General features: G+C 67.2%; 16 protein-coding genes, 1 pseudogene and 1 riboswitch. Of the genes and pseudogenes, 11 read left to right on the top strand and 6 right to left on the bottom strand.

Features of this window, described 5'->3' with window-relative positions; genetic code table 11:
- The first annotated feature begins 37 nt into the window (after positions 1–37).
- From QF036_RS02185 to QF036_RS02210, 6 genes are all read left to right on the top strand, one after another.
- On the top strand, positions 38–1,813 hold the full coding sequence (locus QF036_RS02185) for a multicopper oxidase family protein (RefSeq protein WP_307098810.1): 1,776 nt from the start codon (positions 38–40) through the stop codon (positions 1,811–1,813).
- A gap of 2 nt (positions 1,814–1,815) precedes the next feature.
- On the top strand, positions 1,816–2,649 hold the full coding sequence (locus tag QF036_RS02190; protein ID WP_307098812.1) for a hypothetical protein: 834 nt from the start codon (positions 1,816–1,818) through the stop codon (positions 2,647–2,649).
- Positions 2,650–2,707: 58 nt separating this feature from the next.
- On the top strand, positions 2,708–3,346 hold the full coding sequence (locus tag QF036_RS02195; RefSeq protein WP_307098814.1) for a LacI family DNA-binding transcriptional regulator: 639 nt from the start codon (positions 2,708–2,710) through the stop codon (positions 3,344–3,346).
- 360 nt (positions 3,347–3,706) lie between these two features.
- Positions 3,707–4,615, top strand: coding sequence for an ABC transporter ATP-binding protein (locus QF036_RS02200; RefSeq protein WP_307098816.1), 909 nt, complete (start codon positions 3,707–3,709; stop codon positions 4,613–4,615).
- Entirely contained in the window at positions 4,615–5,532 is a 918-nt protein-coding gene (locus QF036_RS02205) for an ABC transporter permease (RefSeq protein WP_307098818.1), read from the top strand. Before QF036_RS02200 ends, QF036_RS02205 begins: the two co-directional genes overlap by 1 nt.
- Before the next feature lie 33 nt (positions 5,533–5,565).
- A complete protein-coding gene (locus QF036_RS02210) occupies positions 5,566–6,963 on the top strand; it encodes an LLM class flavin-dependent oxidoreductase (RefSeq protein ID WP_307098820.1) in 1,398 nt (465 codons plus the stop codon).
- Here the strand turns inward: QF036_RS02210 and QF036_RS02215 are convergent.
- On the bottom strand, positions 6,960–7,979 hold the full coding sequence (locus tag QF036_RS02215; protein WP_307098823.1) for a bile acid:sodium symporter family protein: 1,020 nt from the start codon (positions 7,977–7,979) through the stop codon (positions 6,960–6,962). The genes QF036_RS02210 and QF036_RS02215 overlap by 4 nt on opposite strands.
- 157 nt (positions 7,980–8,136) lie before the next feature.
- On the opposite strand from QF036_RS02215, the gene QF036_RS02220 reads away from it, so the two are divergent.
- Positions 8,137–9,276, top strand: a complete 1,140-nt coding sequence (locus QF036_RS02220) for a GGDEF domain-containing protein (RefSeq protein WP_307098825.1) — start codon at positions 8,137–8,139, stop codon at positions 9,274–9,276.
- Between the two features lie 249 nt (positions 9,277–9,525).
- On the opposite strand, the gene QF036_RS02225 is transcribed toward QF036_RS02220, so the two are convergent.
- The 3 genes from QF036_RS02225 to QF036_RS02235 form a co-directional block, all read right to left on the bottom strand.
- A complete protein-coding gene (locus QF036_RS02225; protein ID WP_307098827.1) occupies positions 9,526–10,308 on the bottom strand; it encodes an NlpC/P60 family protein in 783 nt (260 codons plus the stop codon).
- 3 nt (positions 10,309–10,311) lie between these two features.
- A riboswitch (cyclic di-AMP (ydaO/yuaA leader) is annotated at positions 10,312–10,477 on the bottom strand.
- Positions 10,478–10,657: 180 nt separating this feature from the next.
- A complete protein-coding gene (locus QF036_RS02230) occupies positions 10,658–12,160 on the bottom strand; it encodes a SulP family inorganic anion transporter (protein WP_307098828.1) in 1,503 nt (500 codons plus the stop codon).
- Between the two features lie 6 nt (positions 12,161–12,166).
- Complete coding sequence (locus tag QF036_RS02235) at positions 12,167–13,273, bottom strand: GTP pyrophosphokinase (protein ID WP_307098830.1); 1,107 nt, start codon at positions 13,271–13,273, stop codon at positions 12,167–12,169.
- Positions 13,274–13,478: 205 nt separating this feature from the next.
- Here QF036_RS02235 and QF036_RS02240 point away from each other — a divergent pair, with 205 nt between their 5' ends.
- The 3 genes from QF036_RS02240 (at position 13,479) to QF036_RS02250 (ending at position 16,972) form a co-directional block, all read left to right on the top strand.
- Positions 13,479–14,300: an alpha/beta hydrolase gene (locus QF036_RS02240; RefSeq protein ID WP_307098832.1), complete on the top strand. Its 822-nt coding sequence runs from the start codon at positions 13,479–13,481 to the stop codon at positions 14,298–14,300.
- Between the two features lie 357 nt (positions 14,301–14,657).
- Positions 14,658–15,776: a ferredoxin reductase gene (locus tag QF036_RS02245; protein ID WP_307098836.1), complete on the top strand. Its 1,119-nt coding sequence runs from the start codon at positions 14,658–14,660 to the stop codon at positions 15,774–15,776.
- 14 nt (positions 15,777–15,790) lie between these two features.
- Positions 15,791–16,972 carry a fatty acid desaturase family protein gene (locus QF036_RS02250; RefSeq protein ID WP_307098838.1) on the top strand — a complete coding sequence of 394 codons (1,182 nt, stop codon included), beginning with the start codon at positions 15,791–15,793 and terminating at the stop codon, positions 16,970–16,972.
- A gap of 176 nt (positions 16,973–17,148) precedes the next feature.
- Here QF036_RS02250 and QF036_RS02255 read toward each other — a convergent pair whose 3' ends face one another.
- Together QF036_RS02255 and QF036_RS25200 are read right to left on the bottom strand one after the other, a co-directional pair.
- Positions 17,149–18,708, bottom strand: coding sequence for an IS1182 family transposase (locus QF036_RS02255; RefSeq protein ID WP_307098840.1), 1,560 nt, complete (start codon positions 18,706–18,708; stop codon positions 17,149–17,151).
- 54 nt (positions 18,709–18,762) lie between these two features.
- Entirely contained in the window at positions 18,763–19,011 is a 249-nt protein-coding gene (locus QF036_RS25200; protein WP_373460314.1) for a hypothetical protein, read from the bottom strand.
- Here QF036_RS25200 and QF036_RS02260 point away from each other — a divergent pair.
- Positions 18,901–19,813 (top strand): annotated as a pseudogene (locus QF036_RS02260) (carbohydrate kinase family protein). The gene QF036_RS25200 and the pseudogene QF036_RS02260 overlap by 111 nt on opposite strands.
- Positions 19,814–19,815 lie beyond the last annotated feature (2 nt).

A 19,815-nucleotide genomic window follows, 5' to 3' on the forward strand; every position in this document is an offset into this window, starting at 1 on the left:
TTGGAGTCGCCCGGCGCACCATGAGTTGTCTCAATATTTGGCCAGCGCCAACGCCGCCGAGGCCATCGCAACCAGCTGGGAGGACGTCATGGCAACAACACGGAGGGACGTGTTAAAACTAAGCCTGTTGGGCGGCGCCGTCGCCGTCACAGCATCAACCGGAGGGCCGGCCATCGCGGGTGTCCCCGGACGCCGGGGTGCGGACGACGATGACGGAACGGTCATCACGCCAAGCAAGCTTGCCCCAGCGAACATGCCCGTTCCGTTCACCACCGTCTTCCGGCGGCCGCCGGAACTGCTTCCCTACGCCACGGGCCGGGACCGCGACGGTACGCCGTTTGCGAAATATGCGCTGAACCAAAAACTGGGCAGGGCACAGATCGCACGGGGGCTCAGCACCACCCTTGCAGGGTACAACGGCGTTTTTCCGGGCCCCACCATCCGCGTGCAGCAGGGCACCCGCTCGGAGCTGAGGATCAGCAACCGCCTGCCAGCTACCGGCCTGCTCTACCCGAACACCTTTAACACCGTCACCCACCTGCACGGCTCGGCGTCGCTGCCCCAGTACGACGGGTACGCCAACGACCGCACGGCGCCGGGCCGGGTGAAGAACTACCACTATCCGAACTGGCAGGCGGCGCGGACGCTCTGGTACCACGACCACAACCACATGCTGACGGCACAGGGCGTGTACTCGGGGCTCGCCTCCATCTACTCCATCACCAACGCGCGTGAGCGGGCGCTGTTGCCGCAGGGCGAGTTCGACGTGCCCATCCTGGTCTCGGACGTGATGCTGAACGCCGACGGGTCCCTCGGCTACAACGACAACGGCCACGCCGGCCTGTGGGGCGACATCATCATGGTCAACGGGGTGCCGTGGCCCACCATGAAGGTCAAGCCGCGCATTTACCGGTTCCGCTTCCTGGTTGGCTCCATCACCCGCTCCTACCGCTTCGCCCTGTCCAACGGCGACCCGTTCCATGTGGTCGGCACCGACGCCGGCATGACCCCGAAGGTGCAGGCGGTGTCCTCCTGGCGGCAGGGGACTGCCGAACGCTACGAGGTGCTGATCGACTTCCGGAAGTACAAGCCAGGCCAGTCCGTGGAGCTGCGGAACCTGAGCAACAAGAACAACGTGAACTTCGCCAACACCGGCAAGGTCATGAAGTTCCAGGTGGTGGCCGATTCCGCAGCCCAGCCCGGTTCCCACTCACTCTCCTCCATCCCCACCACCCTGGATCCCGGCCCGCACCCCACCAAGGCACTCGGCGGGCTGGACACCATGGCACTGACGCCCGACATGGCCGTCGCCAAGAGGGTCCTCCGCGTCCAGCGGGAAGGTGGGGAATGGACCATCAACGGTGAAACCTGGGACGACGTGGAAAAATCCAACTTCACCCGCTGCTTCGCCAACCCGCAGCGCAACCAGGTGGAGCAATGGACCATCGTCAACGAGTCCGGCGGCTGGTTCCATCCGGTCCACATCCACTTGATTGACGGCAAGATCATCGGCCGCAACACGAACGGCGGCAAGCCGTTCGCCTGGGAAGGCGGGCCGAAGGACGTCTTCTACGCGGGGGAAAACGAATCCGTCACGGTCCTCATGCAGTTCGACACGGGCAAGCACGTCGGCGGCCGGTACATGGTGCACTGCCACAACCTCGTGCACGAGGACCACGACATGATGGTGCAGTTCTCCGTCGGCGACCTGCGGAACAACGATCCCATCAACGCTGACAAGCCTGTGCTGGAAATGCGGCCCGAGGGGTACTACGCCTCGAAGTACAAGCTGGCCTACCCGGCGGGGACGTGAAAATGAAACGGACGCTGCTGATCGCACCGGCGGTGCTGCTGGCCTTCTCCCTGGCGGGCTGCACCGGCGGTGTCCAGGCCAGCCCGGCGGCCAACCCGGCTCCCACCCCGCCCGCGAGCAGCCCCGCCACCACCGCGGACGCCGCGGAGCGGGTCCTCGCGCAGGCCGAAGAAGGCCAGGACCTGGGCAACGGGCGGCCCACCGTCAGCTACGACGGCCTCATGGTCCGGCGCAGGGTAGTGGTTGCCGTGCACACCGCACTGGACGCCGACATCGCCGGTATCCGCAAGCGGCTGGACACGGCCGCCGCCGCACGGGGCACGGCCCTGTCCGCCATCTCACCTGATGTGCTCGAACCCGCGGTGCTGCAGCAGATGGTCCCCGAGGTCATCGTGGCCCTCCCGTCAACAGCAACTCCCGACGACGGACGCATCATCGTGCGTGCAGTCACCGAGGAGGACACCGGCAAACTGGGCGTGAAGAACTTCTACGTCCTCCCGGTCCTGGTGCATGACCTGCGCTTCAGCGTTGCCACAGCCAACCCGGCCGCAGTATCGGCCGCGGTGGACAGGGAAGGCATCGTCTCCGACGCGCTCGGGAACTACAGCACCGTGGCACGGGGCGGCCAGCTCAGCATCAGCTACACGGGCCCGCTGCTCGGCGACGAAACGATCGAGAGCGTCCGCGAGGGCATCAGCAGGCAGGCACACATTCCCGCCGCCGAGGTGAGCGTAGGGCCACGGTCTGTGTCCGGAACCGGCGTGGACATGGCCGCCGAACCGCCGTGGGACGCGGAGCAGCTCGAAGGCCAGGCCATACATCCGCATACGGAGTGATGCACCACTCCAAACCAGAAACTGCGCGGAGAAACGATAGGAGATAACAGTGAGGAGCATGTCCAGCCCCACCATCCGGGACGTTGCCGAACGGGCCGGGGTCTCACTGACGACGGTGTCCTACGTGCTGTCCGGCAGGAGCGGAGGCACCACCCGGGTCAGCCCGTCCACGCAGGAGCGCGTCATGGCCGCCGCCGGCGATCTTGGCTACGTGCCCAACCAAGCGGCGCGGGGAATGCGGCGCGGCAGGACAGATCTGGTGGCCATCGCCATTGAGGACCTGGAATGGCCGCCGGACCGGGCGCTGGCCACGGCCGCCGCCGCGATACTTCCGCGGCACGGTTACCAGCCGGTCATCCTGCTCGGCCAGTCATGGCGGCAGTTCATGCTGGCCGGCGGTGCCGACGGCGTCATCATGGGCGTCCTGCCCACCACTGAGGAAGAGGACCGCGCCATCGCCGAACTGGCCAGGCGCGGCATCGCGCAGGTGTTCATCTCCGAATCGCCGCACGCAGAACACGCCGTCGCGCTGCTCATGGAACGGATGGCGGGGTACGCCGCCAGCGCCGCAGAAAACTCGGCCTCCTGGAAGCGTCTCAGCGGATATGCCCTGTTCGGCGGCGGTGCGCTTCAGCTGCTGCTGAACGAGGTGCTGTCCGCCGCCGGCGCGTTTGCCGAGCAGATTCCCGTCCTCTAGCAACCAGCGGCTCCGGAACCGCGTGCCGGCAGCCGCGTAACAATCGGACCTTCGCGTTGTCCGCGTTCGGTGCAGGACGCGGGCGGTGCCGGCCCGTCATGGACCGTAGCCGGCCGCAACATCAGCCGCGTTCGTGGCCGGTTTTTGTCGCCGTGCGTCATCCGGTGTCCCCGGAAGACGCCCGCCATTACGCCCTGTTGACTTTGAAGTCCCCGCGCGTCCCGGAGCCGCCATCTGCGGTCCCGGCCGGCAGGTTACGCCCCGTTTCCCCTCGTGACCGTGCCCTTCAGGCGGTGGTCCATCTCTGCTCTCATGGTGGACACCAAACGCCTTGAACGACCTGCTGAAGGGAAGCACACCATGACCTCCGGAACCGGGCCGATACCGAAAATCAGCCTTCAAAACATCACCAAGAAGTTCACGGTGCGGCCCAGCAAGGACAACCCGGAAGGGGCGGTCCTGACCGCCTTGGACGGCATCTCCCTTGACGTCTCCGCAGGCGAATTCATTACCCTGGTGGGCCCCAGCGGCTCAGGCAAGACCACCCTCTTGGACCTCCTGGCCGGCCTCACCACACCGGACACCGGCAAGGTGCTGGTTGACGGCCGGGAAGTGGCAGGCCCGGGCCGGGACCGCGCCGTCGTTTTCCAGCAGTATGCGCTGTTCCCCTGGCGCACGGCTGCTGCCAACGTGTCCTTCGGGCTGGAAGGCGCGGGCAGCGACGGGAAGCGCTACAGCCGCAAGGAGCGGGCCGAGAAGGCACGCGAATACCTCGAGCTTGTGGGTCTCGGCGGATTTGAAGACCGTTACCCGCACGAGCTGTCCGGCGGCATGAAACAGCGCGTGGCCATTGCCCGCAGCCTGGCCTACGAGCCGGACATCCTGCTGATGGATGAACCCTTCGCTGCGCTGGACGCCCAAACGCGCGAGCAGCTCCAGACCGAACTGCTCCGCATCTGGGCCACCACGGGCAAGACCATCATCTTCATCACCCACGGCATCGACGAGGCGGTGTACCTGGGCCAGCGCGTGGCCGTGCTCAGCTCCCGGCCGGGCAGGCTGAAGGAAATCGTGGACATCGACCTTGGGGACCGCTCCGGCGACGAAGATGTCCGCTCCAACCCGGCCTTCGTGGAACACCGCCACAAGGTGTGGTCGCTGCTGCATGACGAGGTACGCCGTGCCCAGGAAGCCGGGCACGCAAAGATCCAGCCCGACGGAACGGCGCCGGACGAAACCAGGACCATCACCACCGGAAAGGCAGCCTGATGAGCACGCCAACACTGACCAAGGAAACGGAAGCGCAGCCCGGTCCCGCGGCGGCTGCCGGGGAGGCAGCGACGGAGCGAAATCCGGCGCTGCGTCCGGGGCCCGGCAAGACACCTGCGGCCAGGCTGCGCCTGTACGCCCGGCAGGGCGGCAAAGCCGTGTGGGGTGCCGGGGCCATCATCCTGTTCCTGCTGCTCTGGGAACTGGGACCCACCTACCTTGCCCCGGCATCGACGAGGGTGTTCCTTCCGCCCCTGCACGTGGTGCTCGAGGCACTGGGCACACTTGTCGCAAACGGCCAGCTGCAAAACCACCTCGCCGCCAGCCTGAGCCGCTCCGCGAGCGGATTCGGCATCGCCGTTGTCTCCGCCGTGGCCCTCGGGCTGCTCGTGGCCTGGTACGGGGCCCTCGACCGCTTCCTCAACCCGCTGCTGGAAGTCTTCAGGAACACGGCCGCCCTTGCCCTGCTGCCGGTGTTCACTCTGCTGCTGGGCATCGGGGAGACGTCCAAGATCAGCATCGTGGCCTACGCGGCGTTCTTCCCGGTGCTGCTGAACACCATTGCGGGTGTCCGGACCGTTGACCCGCTGCTGATCCGGGCCGCCCGCTCACTGGGGCTGTCCAATTTCCAGCTGTTCCAGAAGGTGATTCTTCCGTCCGCCGTGCCCACCATCTTCACGGGCATCCGGATGGCCGGCACATCCTCCATCCTCGTCCTGATCGCCGCCGAGATGGTCGGTGCCAAGGCCGGCCTGGGCTACCTGATCGTCAATTCCCAGATGAGCTTCCTCATCCCGGACATGTACGCGGGCATCCTGACCGTGTCCCTGCTCGGCTTGCTGGTCAACTACCTGCTGGTCGGCGTTGAACGCCACTTCTCCCGCTGGCGGACCGCCGTCGGATCCCGCACCGCCTAGCCCGCCCTCCCCCTACCCACAAGGAACCAGATCATGCCTGAACGTACCCCCGCCAACGCCGGCGCACGCCAACTCCACCTGAACGCCTTCCTGATGAGCACCGGACACCATGAGGCGTCCTGGCGTCTTCCCGAAAGCGACAGCTTCGCCGGAACGCAGGTGGCACACTTCCAGCAGCTCGCCCGCACCGCCGAACGCGGCACCTTCGACTCGATCTTCTTCGCCGACTCGCCCGTACTGCACGGCGACGTGCGCCAGCGTCCCTACGGGACCCTCGAGCCGACGGTCCTCCTCAGCGCCATCGCCGCCGTGACCAAGCGGATCGGGCTGATCGCCACCGCCTCCACCACCTACAACGACCCCTACAACCTGGCCCGCAGGTTCGCCTCGCTTGACCACATCAGCGGCGGCCGGGCCGGCTGGAACGTGGTGACGACCGCGGGCGAGGCCGCCGCGCGGAACTTCTCCCTGGAGGACCAGCCTGCGCACTGGCGCCGCTATGAGCGCGCCGCCGAGTTCCTCGACGCCGCCAGGAAGCTCTGGGACAGCTGGGAAGACGACGCCGCGGTGGGGGACAAGGCAGCCGGGGTCTGGGCGGACAGCTCCCGCGTCCACCCCATCAATCACACCGGCCGCTACTTCCGGATCCAGGGTCCCCTGGACGTGCCGCGCGCACCCCAGGGCCACCCTGTCATCGTGCAGGCCGGCTCGTCCGAAGACGGCAAGGACTTCGCCGCCCGCTACGCCGAAGCGGTGTTCACCGCGCAGCAGACCCTGGCCGAGGCGCAGCGCTTCTATGCGGACCTGAAGCGGAAGACGGCCGCCGTCGGCCGCAACCCGGAACACATCAAGATCCTGCCCGGCATCGTCCCGGTCATCGGCTCCACGGAGCACGAGGCACGGCGGCTGGAGAAGCAGCTCGACGAGCTCATCCACCCCGAGCACGCGCGGAAGCAGCTGGCCGGCGTCCTGCGGGTCTCGCCGGAATCCCTTCCGCTCGATGCGCAGCTGCCCGAAGACCTCCCCGCGGAGGATGCAATCGAGGGGGCCAAGAGCCGGTACACACTCATCGTTGAGCTCGCCCGGCGCGAACGGCTCACCGTCCGCCAGCTCATCGGCAGGCTGGGCGGCGGCCGCGGGCACCGCACCTTCTCCGGAACGCCCGAGCAGGTGGCGGACGCCATCCAGGAGTGGTTTGAGAAGGGCGCGGCCGACGGCTTCAACATCATGCCGCCCGTGCTGCCCTCGGGCCTGGACGCCTTCGTGGACCACGTCATTCCGATCCTCCGGTCCCGCGGACTGTTCCGCCAGCAGTACACGGGGCGCACGCTGCGGGAGCACTACGGACTGCCGCGGCCCGAGAACGGATTTGCCCTGGCTGACTCCGCCGAGGCGGCTGCAACGGAGCAGGCCGTGCCCGCTGCTGTCTAGGCCTCCTGCTGCTCCGGCAGGGGCTTCCGTGCCAGCCAGGCAGCGACGATGGCACCGGAGATGTTGTGCCAGAGCGAGAAGACGGCGGACGGCAGGGCCGCCAGCGGGGTGAAGTGGGCGGTGGCCAGCGTTGCCGCCAGGCCGGAGTTCTGCATGCCGACCTCGAACGCGAGTGCCCTGCGCGCCTTGGCGTCCAGGCGGCCGAGCTTGCCGGCCAGGTATCCGAGCCCCAGGCCGAAGCCGTTGTGCAGCACCACGGCCAGGAACACAATGCCGCCGGCAGCCAGGATCTTGCTGGCGCTTCCCGCCACCACAACCGCCACGATCAGGGAAATAACGACGGCGGATGCCCAGGGGAGCGCCGGCAGCGCCTTTGCGACGAGCTTCTTGAGGAACAGCCGGGCCAGCAGGCCCGCGACCACGGGCAGCAGTACGGTCTTGACGATGTCCAGCACCATGCCGCCGGCGTCGATGGTCAGGAAGGAACCGGCCAGGAACAGCACCAGGACGGGCGTGACCACCGGGGCGATGAGAGTCGATACGCTGGCGACCGCCACGGACAGGGCCACATCGCCCTTGGCCAGGAACGCCATCACGTTAGAGGCGGTGCCGGACGGCGCGCAGCCCACGAGGATCAGGCCCACGGCGAGTGCGGGCTCCAGGTGGAGGAGGGTGGCGATTGCCCAGCCGGCCCCGGGCATGATCACGTAGTGGGCCACGATGCCCAGCACCACGGCCCACGGCCTGCGCGCAACGGCGGCGAAGTCGGGCGGCGTCAGTGTCAGGCCCATGCAGAACATGATGATTCCCAGCAGGTACGGGACCGCCGGGCCAAGGGGTTTGAAGGCGCCGGGAAGCAGGAACCCGGCAACGCCGGCTGCGAGCACCAGGAGGGGGAAGACGGTCACCGCGACGCGCGCAATCCTGGCCTCTGCGGCGAGGGCCGGATTCAGGGGTGCGGCGCCGGCCTCCGTGGCAGAGGAAGCGGATAGGGGGTCTTTTGTTGCCTCAAGCATTCAATAATGCTGGCACCGGAGGGGCATTACGGCCCAGTTCGTGAACTGATGTCTGACAAATGTGTCGTCCCCGGGAAAATTCTCCGCGGCACACCGGAACCCCGTGCGCTCCCGGTGCGATACTGGATTGCACTGGATCGGGATTCAAGGGGACAGAATGATCCTAGACACAGCAACACTGCGGGTTGCCTTCGCGGCGATGGCCCTGGTTCTGGCGCTGCTGTTCTATTTTTCGACCTTCCGCAGCACCCGCTCGCCCTACAGCGCCTGGTGGTGCGCGGCCCTGCTCCTGTTCCTCTCCGGTTCTGCATCATTCCTCCTCAACGGAACGCCGCAGCAGGTCTGGGCCAATCCGCTGGGTAATGTCCTGCTGGTGTCTGGCGCGGCAGGGGTCTGGGCGGGGGCGCGTTCCCTCCGGAACCTGAAGCACAACCTGTGGCTGTCCACCGCGCTGCCGGTCATCGCCGGCGCCGCCGCCGGCATCGACAGTCCGGGATCCAATACCTGGGCTGGCGGCGCCGTCTTCCTGGCGTCCATGGCCACACTTATTGGTCTGGCATCGCACGAGCTGTGGCGGCTGGAACCCGGTTACTCCCGGGTGAGGATCCCCATGGCCATCGCAGCGGGCGGGGTGGCCGTCTTCTACTTTTGCCGTCTGGTGGTGTTCCTCATCGAAGGGCCAAACGGTCCTGTTTTTTCCACATACTTCGGGTCCGCGGTGACCACTATGGTCACCATGGTGCTGCTGGTGGTGGTTTCCTTCAGCATGGCGGGGCTGAGCACCGAGCAGCAGACGCGGGCGCTGCGACCGGTCGCCACACAGGACGGGCTTACCGGCCTCCTTAACCGCGGCGCTTTCCTGGAAGCGGCGGCCCAAGAACTGGAACGCAGCAAGGCAGCCAACAGCGGCGGGTCGCTGATCCTCGCGGACCTGGACCACTTCAAGTCGGTCAACGACACCTTCGGCCACGCGGCGGGCGACCTTGCACTGCAGGCGTTTGCCGACGCGTGCAGCGCATCGGCGCGGTCCACGGACGTCGCCGGGCGCTACGGCGGCGAGGAGTTTATCCTCCTGCTTCCGGGTGCAGGCCCCAAGAGCGCGGAAATCATCGCGGGCGAAATCAGCAGGAGGCTGGCAGAGCAGCACATCCCGGAACTGCTGCGGATGCCGACCGTCAGCTACGGCATTTCCACCTATAACGCGGAAACCGCTGACCTCGACGAGGTGATCGCGGCCGCCGACGTCGCCCTTTATGAAGCCAAATCTCAGGGACGGAACCGCACGGTCAGGGGCTGAGGCGAAGCTGCTGCCTCTTAGAAGCTGCTGCCTCTTAAAGGAGGCAGTGCCTCTTAAAAACAGGCACCGGATCCGGAATGCATGGGGGACAATCCGGACCCGGCGATCCTGACTCGCAGCCGGAGACTGCGGTCTTTCATCAGGCATAGCCAGTGTGTTCCACCATCCTTACGGAAAGGTGGGAACACCTTGGGGGTGGCCGTGTTCCGCCGCCCCCAAGGCAGCGGAACACGGCGGTTTTCAGCTCTGCTAGGCCGCGCGCACGAACGTGACGGGGCCGGTGGCGGTGAGCCAGGACAGCGGGTGGGCCATGGTGGCGTTGATGCCGTTCATGCCGCCACTGATGACCTTGCCGGCGCCGGCGTAGATGGCCACGTGGCCGGACTGGACCACCATGTCGCCGGGCTGCGGGGTGGAGACCACCTTGCCGTGGCTCAGGAACTGCATCGGGGCGAGGTCGCCCACGTGGATGCCGGCGGCGCCGAGGGCCTTCTCCACCATGGCGGTGCAGTCCTGCGTGATGCCGATCTGGGCGTAGGCCGAAGCCAGCATGGTTGCGTTGACGCCTGCCGCAGCCTGGACGGGGGCCTTCGGTGCGGGAGCCGCAGCCTTGACGGTGACCTTCGGCGCGGCGGCCGGCGCAGCTGCAGCCTTGGCGGGCGCGGCAACCGGGGCGGCGGCAGGTGCCGCGGCCTTCTTCGCTACCGGCTTTTCGACGACGGGTGCTGCCACCACGGGAGCCGGGGTCGACTCAACTGCGGTGCGTTCAAACTCGATCTTGACGCTGGAAGCAGCGTTCAGGGGAGCCTGCACCTGGCTGGCGGCCTCGGGGGCGGCGGCCGGAGCTTGCGCCGGCTGGGCCGGGGCGGCGCCGCCGGCGTTGGCCGCAACGGTGCCCGTGAACGCCAGGCCGGAGGCGGCGAGGATCACGGCTGCCTGGCGGCCGAGGCCGGAGTTTGCGGAGGCAATGCGGGTGAATGGATTGGAGCGGGCGGCCGCAGCACGGCGGCCAGAAATAAAGCGGAACGACATGAAGAAGCCTCTCCCGATGCCTGCGAGGTGAGCTGTCGGATTCGGATGGGAGGCACCCGGCCGCGGTCCTGAACGTGGTCAGGAACTGTGCGGCTTCACCCCAAGGCCCGCTTCAAGCAGGCCGAAAAGTGGTTTCCCCGTCTCTGCCGGACATGGGTCTTCGGTTGGTTCCTCGGGCTGCGGCAGAGTTAGGCAATCAGCGCGGGAGTGCCTCATCGGTGAAAAAGGCACGTTTTTCACGGTACGGAAGGCTTCGCCCCATGTCACATTAAGGTAACGGGGCCGTGTCGTTCATTTCGCGGCGGCCCGCGTCAGGTAGGGGATCGAGGTTCGATTGGTGTGGTGAACCTCACTCTGCAGCGTTGAGTTTGCCGGCAAGCCGCTCCCGCATCTGGATGCTGGCTGAGTTGAGGCCGATCAGCTCCACCTCGCGGCCGTGCCTGCGGTATTTCTCCGTCACGGCGTCCAGCACGGCGATGGTGGAGGCATCCCACAGGTGCGAGGCGTGCAGGTCGATCACCACGCCCCCGATGTCCGACTCGGAGTCGCGGGCGTAGTTGAATTGGGTGTAGAGGTCGTTGGAGGAGGCGAAGAACAGCTCGCCGTCCACGATGTAGGTGGCCACGGTCCGGCCGTTGAGCTCCACTTCCGTCCGCTCCACGGTGGCGAAGTGGGCCACCCGGCGGGCGAACATCGCCATCGCTGCCAGCACCCCGACTCCGACGCCGATCGCCAGGTTGTGCGTGACCACCACCGTGCCCACAGTGATCAGCATGACCGCGGTTTCCGATTTGGGCATCCGCCTAAGCGTTGCCGGTGCAACAGAGTGCCAGTCGAACGTGATGGCCGAGACGAAGATCATCACCGCCACCAGCGCCGCCATGGGGATGAGGCCCACGATGTCACCCAGGGTCACCACCAGTACCAGCAGGAAGACGCCCGCGAGGAACGTGGACACCCGGCTTCGGGCGCCGGAGCCTTTGACGTTGATCATCGTCTGTCCGATCACGGCGCAGCCGCCCATGCCGCCCAGGAAGCCAGTGACGATGTTGGCCACGCCCTGTCCCCAGGATTCGCGGGTCTTGTTGGAGCGGGTATCGGTGATGTCATCCACCAGCTTGGCCGTCATCAGGGATTCCAGCAGCCCCACGAGCGCCATGGACAGCGAGAACGGTGCGATGACCTGGAAGGTCTCCCACGTCAGGGGCACATTCGGGATGAAGAGTGTGGGCAGGCTTTCCGGCAGCTGGCCCTTGTCCTGGACGGTCGGGACGTCGATCCCGGCCGCCACGGCGAGGATCGTCAGGAGGACGATGGCCACCAACGGTGACGGCACCGCCGTCGTAATGCGGCGGAGGCCGACGACGATCAGCAGGCCGGCGGCCACCAGCGGGTAGACGGGCCACGGAACGCCGAGCAGTTCCGGCAGCTGGGCCATGAACACGAGGATGGCCAGCGCGTTCACGAAGCCCACCATCACCGAGCGCGGGATGAAGCGCATGAGCCGGGTGACGCCCAGGACGGCGAGCAGGATCTGGAAGACCCCGGCGAGGATTACCGCGGCGATCAGGTGGTCCAGTCCGTGGCTGCGCATCAGCGGCGCGATCACCAGGGCGACGGCGCCTGTTGCGGCCGAGATCATGGCGGGCCGACCGCCCACGAAGGAGATGGTGACCGCCATGGTGAAGGAGGCGAACAGTCCGATCCGGGGATCCACGCCGGCGATCACGGAGAACGCGATGGCTTCGGGAATGAGGGCGAGGGCCACCACCAGCCCGGCGAGGGCCTCGGTCTTGAGGCGCCGCGGGGAACGGAGCGTGGCCCGGACGGACTGGAGCTGTTCGGGCTTCATGAAACTCTATTTCTTGGTCTGGCGGTAGCGCTCGATCTGCTTCAGCCGCCGCAGGAGGCTGTCGCGCCGCGGGTGGGGAACGGCGTCGGGCGCCTCAGCGGTGAGGTCGATGTGTTTGGTACCGTACTGCCACAACAGGAGGTCATCCAGCAGGCGGTCCGGCCCGGGGGAGTAGCGGTGGTCCAGGGCCCTGCGGACCTCGGTGATCCGGTTGGCGCTGAGCAGTCCGGCAAGCTGGACGGTCTGCTTGAGTCCATGGGCCGCCAGGAGTTCGGCCGCCCATCCCCAGTCGTCATCTACTTTACGGTCTACGTGGGGGAGCAGGGTGCGCCAGACGTCGCGGATGCGGTTGGGGGTGAGCTGTGCCGCGCCCTCACCGTCCACGTCCCAGTAGCTGCGGACCTCCTCGTAGCGTTCATGCAGGTCGGCGAAGGCGGTCTCCACGGTCTCCAGCATCGCGGCGGTGGCGGTGAACTGCCGGTCGAAGTGCGGCGTCCAGGCCCGCGGGTCCTCGGCCTTGAACCGGATGTCGTGCTCGATTTCGCTCCAGGCGTGGGCGAAGACGGTGCGGATCTGGCATTCGAAGAAGTAGCTGCCGTTGGGCTGGACCTCGGGGTTGAACACCTGCTGGTAGTTCTTCACCACGTCGTTCTGAATGGTGCGCAGGATCAGGTGCCGGCTGGAGTACCCGTACGTTCCGGACTCGATCGAGCCGATGTCCTTTTCGCGGTCCCCGCGGCAGTCGAACAGGTGCCGCTGGCGCTTGATCAGGTTGGCCACCAGGGCGTTCTCCGTCGGCAGCTTGGTAATCACGCGGACGCCCACCATGTCGTTGAGGGTCCGGAACGGGTCCGGGAACTTCAGGAGCCGCGGGCCGCCGGGTTCCAGGGGCTCCTCGGTCCGGGCGATCTTCTCCCGGAAGGAATCCACCGACTTGGTCCGGCCGGTGACGAACAGCGGCGTGACCTCGGTGTCCTTGAGCATGGTCCGCAGTATCTGCAGGACCTCCCTGGTGACAAGCTTCAAGGCAGGCCGGACACGCTCATAGAGTTCCACGCTTTCCTGCACGGAGTCGCGCTGAGTGACGTCCAGGCGATCCCAGTTGCTTGCCATGGTTCCAAACTATCAAGGCGGTGCGACAGTGGCGCCGGTGACACCCCCGCCACTGCAGCCCCTTCCGCCCCATGGAAGCGGCCTCCCTGTAGGCTCGGCATATGGCTGTTGTGGGCCGTCGTGCCCTGCAATCCCGGATCCCGGGTGCGCGGGCGGCGGCAAGGAGGGGCCCGGCGCTCCGTTCGAAGGATCCAAGGAGGATGCAGTGAAGCGGCAGAAGTACCACTATGGTGACCACCCCAGCCAATGGGGCGAGCTCTTCCTGCCGGAAACACCTGCATCACGCAATGGCAAGCCGCCATCCCCCCGCGGCATCGTTGTGGTAATCCATGGCGGCTACTGGCGCTCGCAGTACGGCGCCGAGCTGGGCGAACCGCTGGCGAAGGACCTCGCGGCGCACGGAATCGTGGCCTGGAACCTGGAGTACCGGCGGGCGGGCGACGGCGGCGGCTGGCCGCGGACGTTTGAGGACGTTCTCGCCGGGATCGACAAGCTGCGTGAGGTGGCCGGTGAGCACGACCTCGACCTGAACCGGGTGGTGGCGCTCGGGCACTCGGCCGGCGGTCATCTCGCTGTCTGGGCGGCCGGCCGGGACCGGCTCTCCGGACTCGGCGCCGCCGACGCCGACCGGCAGGTCGCCAGGAATCTCAACGGCGAGGCCGTGCACCTGACCGGCGTCGTCAGCCAGTCCGGGCTGCTCAACCTGGCGCAGGCGGAGTGGCTCGACCTCAGCAACGGCGCCGTCAGCAACCTGCTGGGCGGGTCCGCCGAAAGGTACCCCAAGCGTCACAGGTACGCCGATCCGATGAGCGCCGTGCCGCTGACCATCCCGGTCTACGCGGTCCACGGGGTCGAGGACGACAGCGTGCCGGTGAGCCAGTCCGAGGCCTACGCCACTGCCGCCCGCGCGGCCGGTGCCCCGGTCCAGGTGGTCAAGGTCCCCGGCGACCACTTCGCGCTGATTGACCCGAAGGCCCCGTCCTACCGGAGGTGCCGCGAGCTGGTGCAGGAGCTGCTGCAGCTTTAGGCCCTACGGCCTGAGCGGGGGAACTCCTGCGGGCCCTGTTCGTTGCACTGGTGGGCTGAGCTTCTCAATGGACTCCGGCGGTAAGTATGCTTATCATCAACCGCAAATGCCGCAGAGGCCACAACGGAGGGAGATTGCCCTGTTTGAACTCACTGCCATCACCTTGGTCTGCGCGCCCGCGCCCGCGCCGCTGCCAAGGAGATCCCGCCGGTGAAGGCGACGCCGAAGCGGGCTCCGGTTGCTAGCGGCGCCGGCATGGAGGACGCTTGTAGGACGGGACTGAGGTACTTTTGTATTTTACGATCCCGGGTTTCACTAGGAGATACACATGGGTGAACCCAATATGGGGTGGACAGCATGATCCGACTTCGAAAGCTGGCCCGCGCCGCGTCTGTCCTGACCACCCCTCTCGCCCCGGAGGATATTCTCGCGCTCTTTGACCCGGTGTTCTCGACCCGGCAACTGCGTGGTGTGGTCACCAAGGTTGTTCCCGAAACGGCCGATTCAGCCACCATCCATTTCCGGCCCGGCCGGGGCTGGAAGGCCCATAAAGCCGGACAGTGGGCGCGGATCGGCGTGGAGCTCGATGGCGTCCGGCACTGGCGGTCCTATTCGCTCAGCGCCCCGGCGGGGGAGGATCCCGCCATTACCGTGAGCGACATGGGTGCCGTGTCCGGCGTCCTGGTCCGGAATACCCGGCCTGGGGACGTCCTGTTCCTGGCGCCGCCGCAGGGCGACTTCGTCCTTCCCGAACGTCCCAGGCCGCTTCTGATGCTCACCGCCGGCAGCGGGATCACCCCCGTGATGTCCATGGTCCGCACGCTCGTGCCGCACCGCCCCGATGCCGATGTGGTGCTGGTCCATTCCGCCCGAAGGCCGGAGGACAGTATTTTCCGCGAGGAACTTTCCGAGCTCGCGGACCAGTTTCCCAACTTCCGCGTGACGCACTGGTACACGGGGGAGCGCGGCCGGATGGACTTCGGCTCGGCCGCCGGGCTGGACAGCCTGTGCCCCGACTGGCGCCGCCGCGCTGCCTACGCCTGCGGCCCGGAAGGGTTCCTCGACGACGCCGAAGCCCTATGGGCCGCCGAAGCCGCCGCCCATCCCAGAGACCCCAAATCGACCCGCGCGGACGGAGCCACCGGCCCCTTCGCGGCGGACCCCGTCAACCTCATCATCGAACGCTTCAACACCAGGCTGCTGGCGGGTGCCGGGCACGACGGCGGCCTGGTCACCTTCGAGGCCTCCGACCGGGAGGTGGAGGCCGACGGCGACACCCCCCTTCTTGACATCGGCGAGGACGCCGGCGTCCTCATGCCCAGTGGCTGCCGCATGGGCATCTGCCACAGCTGCCTGCTGCCCCTGCGTGCAGGGCAGGTCCGGGACCTGCGCACCGGTGAAGTCCACGGTGAACCGGGCCAACTAATCCAGACGTGCGTTTCGGCAGCTGCCGGGCCCGTTAACCTCGACATCTGAGGAGCAACTCAAGCATGACTGCAATATCCGATCGCACAGACGCGACCACGAAGACCGCCACCGACAAACCGGTCACGAAGCCGCGGCCGGGGGCCCTGGCCGCCTCCGGCCGGCCGGCCGTGCGCCCGCCCGCCGCAGCGCACCTGTCCGACGAGCAGGTGGCAGAGCTCGGCCGGGAACTGGACGCCATTAAGGACGAGATCCTGGCCAAGCGCGGAGCCTCCGACGCCGCCTACATCCGCCGGGTGATCAAGATCCAGCGCGGGCTGGAGATTGCCGGCAGGGCGGCGCTGCTGATGGGCCGCAACAAGGCCGCCTGGGTCACCGGCACTAGCCTGCTCAGCCTCGCCAAGATCCTGGAAAACATGGAGATCGGCCACAACATCCTCCACGGCCAGTGGGACTGGATGCGCGATCCGGACATCCACTCCACCACGTGGGAATGGGACTTCGTCACCCCGGCGCGGTCGTGGCAGCACACCCATAACGACCTGCACCACCGCTGGACCAACGTGGTGGGCAAGGACAACGATGTCGGATACAACCTGCTGCGCATGGACGAGGACCAGCCCTGGACCCCGCGCGCCCTGGGCAACCCGCTGTACAACGCCATCCTCGCCCCGATATTCGAATGGGGCATTGCGGTCTATGACCTGGAGCTCGTCGACTACAAGGAGGGCAAGAAGAGCAAGGAGGCCATGGCCCGGGACCTCAAGGCCCTCGGCGTCAAGGCGCTCAAGCAGTTCACCAAGGACTACGCTGCCACGCCGGCCGTGGCCATGCTGACCGGCTCGGGCAAACAGGCCCTCTACGGCACGCTCACCGCCAACGCCGTGCGAAACGTCTGGGCGCATGCCGTGATTTTCTGTGGCCACTTCCCCGAAGGAACGGACACGTTCACAGAGGAAATGGTGGAGGGCGAGACCCGCGGCGACTGGTACGTCCGGCAGATGATCGGCTCCGCCAACATTTCCGGCTCCAAGTTCATGCACATCATGACCGGAAACCTGTCCCACCAGATCGAGCACCACCTGTTCCCGGACCTGCCGTCCAACAGGTACGGGGAGGTGGCGCCGAAGGTGCAGGAAATCTGCCGACGCTACGGCCTGCCGTACACCACCGGGCCGCTGCTGAAGCAGGTGGGTTCCTCGTGGGCGAAGGTCTTCAAGCTCGCGCTGCCGGGGAAGAAGGCCTAGGAGACTGCTGAACAACGTGGTTGTGGGGCGGGCGGAACGCCACCAATGGCCGTCAAGCGGCATGTAAGGTCAGCACCCTTGGGTGCGACAACGGGGTCATTCCGCCCGCTTAGTTCATTGTGCCCCGGATGTGGGGCGCCATCCAGTGGTGGGGTTGGCCGGGTCCGGGCGGCGGTTCATCCCAGCGCCCATGATTCCTCGTTTCTGCTCAGTCCGAGAGCGAGCAGGCGTCGCAGGTTCAGTCCCGCCACCCGCAGGCGCAGCCAGGCGTTGTTCCGGCTGGTGCCGCGGTGGGGAACGCGCCGGTTGCCGCGGGTGAGCCAGGCGATGGGCCGTTCGACCATGGGCCGGTGGGTGCGGTAGTCGTCCTGGAAGGCCGGGTCCGTGGCGCGTTTCCGGTGTTCGCGCTGCAACGCGTAGTGTTCGTGCAGTTCGATTTTGCGTCCTTGCGGCGAGGCGGTGCACCGGGCCCGGAGGGGACAGCCGGTGCAGGCGGCGCCGAACGTTACCCGTCGCTTGGCGGTGATCTTGCGGGTGAGACCATTCGGGCAGGTCATGGTGCCGGCGACTTCATCGACGGTGAAGTCATCGAGGCTGAATCCGCCCTCAACGGTCGGGCGTAGCGGCCAGGGCTTGATCACCGGAAGAAGCCCGGTGGACGCGAGGGCGGCGAGCATATCCCCCGTGCCGTAGGCCGAGTCGGCCAGGACTTGGATGCCGGTCCCGCTGATCGTTGGATCCTGGGTCAGTAGCCGGGCGCCGACGGTCCCGTCGCTGTTCTCCGGCCCGGAGGCCTTGGTCAGTTCCGCGGCGGTGATCAGCCCGGTGTCGGGTTCGATCACGATGTGGGCTTTGTAACCGTCTTGCTGACGTGACTGGGTTTTGTGCGCGTGCCGGGCGTCGGGGTCCACGGTGGAGATCATCCGGTCCGGGGCGACCTTCCGGGCGATCCGCCACCGCCCGTCCGTGCCGTCCGAATCCTCAGCCGGTTCCACGTCCTGCCCCGCGACCAGGGCCAGCAGCGCATACGCATCAGCGGCCCTGCCCTCCAGCGTTTCGGGATCGACCGCGGCCAGCAGCGCCAAGGCATCGGTGACCAACGCGGAGATCAGTCCGTCTTTGGCGTCCGGGTCATCCCAGGCGATGTTCGGTTTGCCGGTGCGCGTGTAGTCATACCCGGTCGCGTGGAGGCCGACCAGGTCTTGGCCTCCGGGAATGTCGCGGCCGAAGCGGCGGACCGCAGCGATCAGCTGCGTGATGGTGTCCTGCCTGGCGACTGCGTCATCCAGGACCGTTGAGTCCACCGCCCGCCGGCGCTTGCCCTTCAGGGCCCCGGTTTCCGCGACGACCTCGGCGATGGCCTCCATGATCCGATGCGGGTTTCCGGACCCGGCCAGACGCCTGCGCCAAAATGTCAGCGTGCTCGGGTGGAACGCGGTATCAGTCAACCCGTACCCGCACGCGGCCTTCCAGCGTAGATCGTAGGTCAAAGCCTCGGCTGTTTCCCTGTCAGAGAGCCCCTGCAACGCCTGCAGCACCAACACCGAACCGATGACCGGCGCCGGAACCGACGGCCGGCCCCGCCGCGACGGAAAGAGGTCCTCCATCATTGAATCCGGAAACAGGCGCCCCCGATGTTTGGCCAGAAAAGCGAAGACGCTGCCCGGAGCCAACAACTCTCCGGCCAGCGACTCCACATCCAAATACCCGCGTTGCGCATCCTCGCGTCCCTGCATAAACACCAGTCTTAACCACCAGGCCCACGAGTCCAGCCGACGCGCCCGCCGCGATTAATTCAGCAGTCTCCTAGCCGGCTGCGGGGAACCCGAGCGCCGGGCGGCGTTCTCTGGCAGAGTATGACCATGCTCACTGTTATCGGCGAGGGCCTCGTTGACGTGGTCCAGCGCAGCTCCGGAATCGAAGCCCATGTGGGCGGCAGCCCGCTCAACGTCGCCGTCGGGCTCGCCCGCCTGGGGCACCCGGTGCAGTTCGTCGGCCGGTACGGCCGGGACGCGTACGGGGAGTCGTTGGCTGCCCACCTGAGGGCGAGTTCCGTCATGCTCCCGCAGGCCCCGGACGGGTTGCCCCACCAGCGTGGCCACGGCACTGGTGGACGACGACGGTGCCGCCACCTACACGTTCGACCTCGCCTGGGAGCTCCCCGGACTAAGGGAACGGCTGCCGTTCATGCTGCAGGCCAACACGCTGCTGCACACCGGCTCCATCGCCACCATGCTGGCGCCCGGCGCCGCAGAGGTGCTGGCCGCCGTCGAACATGCCCACCCGGCGTCGACCATCAGCTTTGACCCCAACTGCCGCCCCAGCATCATCACGGACGCCGATTACGCCCGCCGGCAGGCGGAAAAGTTCGTGACCCTCTCGGACATCGTCAAGGCCTCGGACGAGGACCTCGCCTGGCTCTATCCCGGTGCGGACCCGCTGGAGTCCGCGCGCCGCTGGCTGAAGCTTGGCGGGGCGGAAGGGCCAGCCATGGTGGTGGTGACGCGCGGCGCGGCCGGGCCCTGGGGGATCACCGCCGCGGGCGAGGCCGAGTTTGCCGCACCCCGGGTAGAGGTGGCGGACACCGTTGGCGCTGGGGATTCCTTCATGGCGGCGCTGCTGTCCGGCGTCGTGGACCGCGGTCTGGACGGCGCCCAGAACCGGGCGGACCTGCGGGCGCTCCCGGCCGAGGGGCTCACCGCGCTCCTGGCCCACGCCTCTCGGGCCGCGGCCGTTACAGTCTCCCGTTCCGGTGCCAATCCGCCCACCCGGGCGGAGCTCAACCGCGTCGAAGCAGACGCCGAAGCGGTAGCAGAGGAAGCCGAAGTTCCCACCACCTGAGA

This window comes from Arthrobacter globiformis (assembly GCF_030817195.1).
Lineage (GTDB): Bacteria > Actinomycetota > Actinomycetes > Actinomycetales > Micrococcaceae > Arthrobacter > Arthrobacter globiformis_D.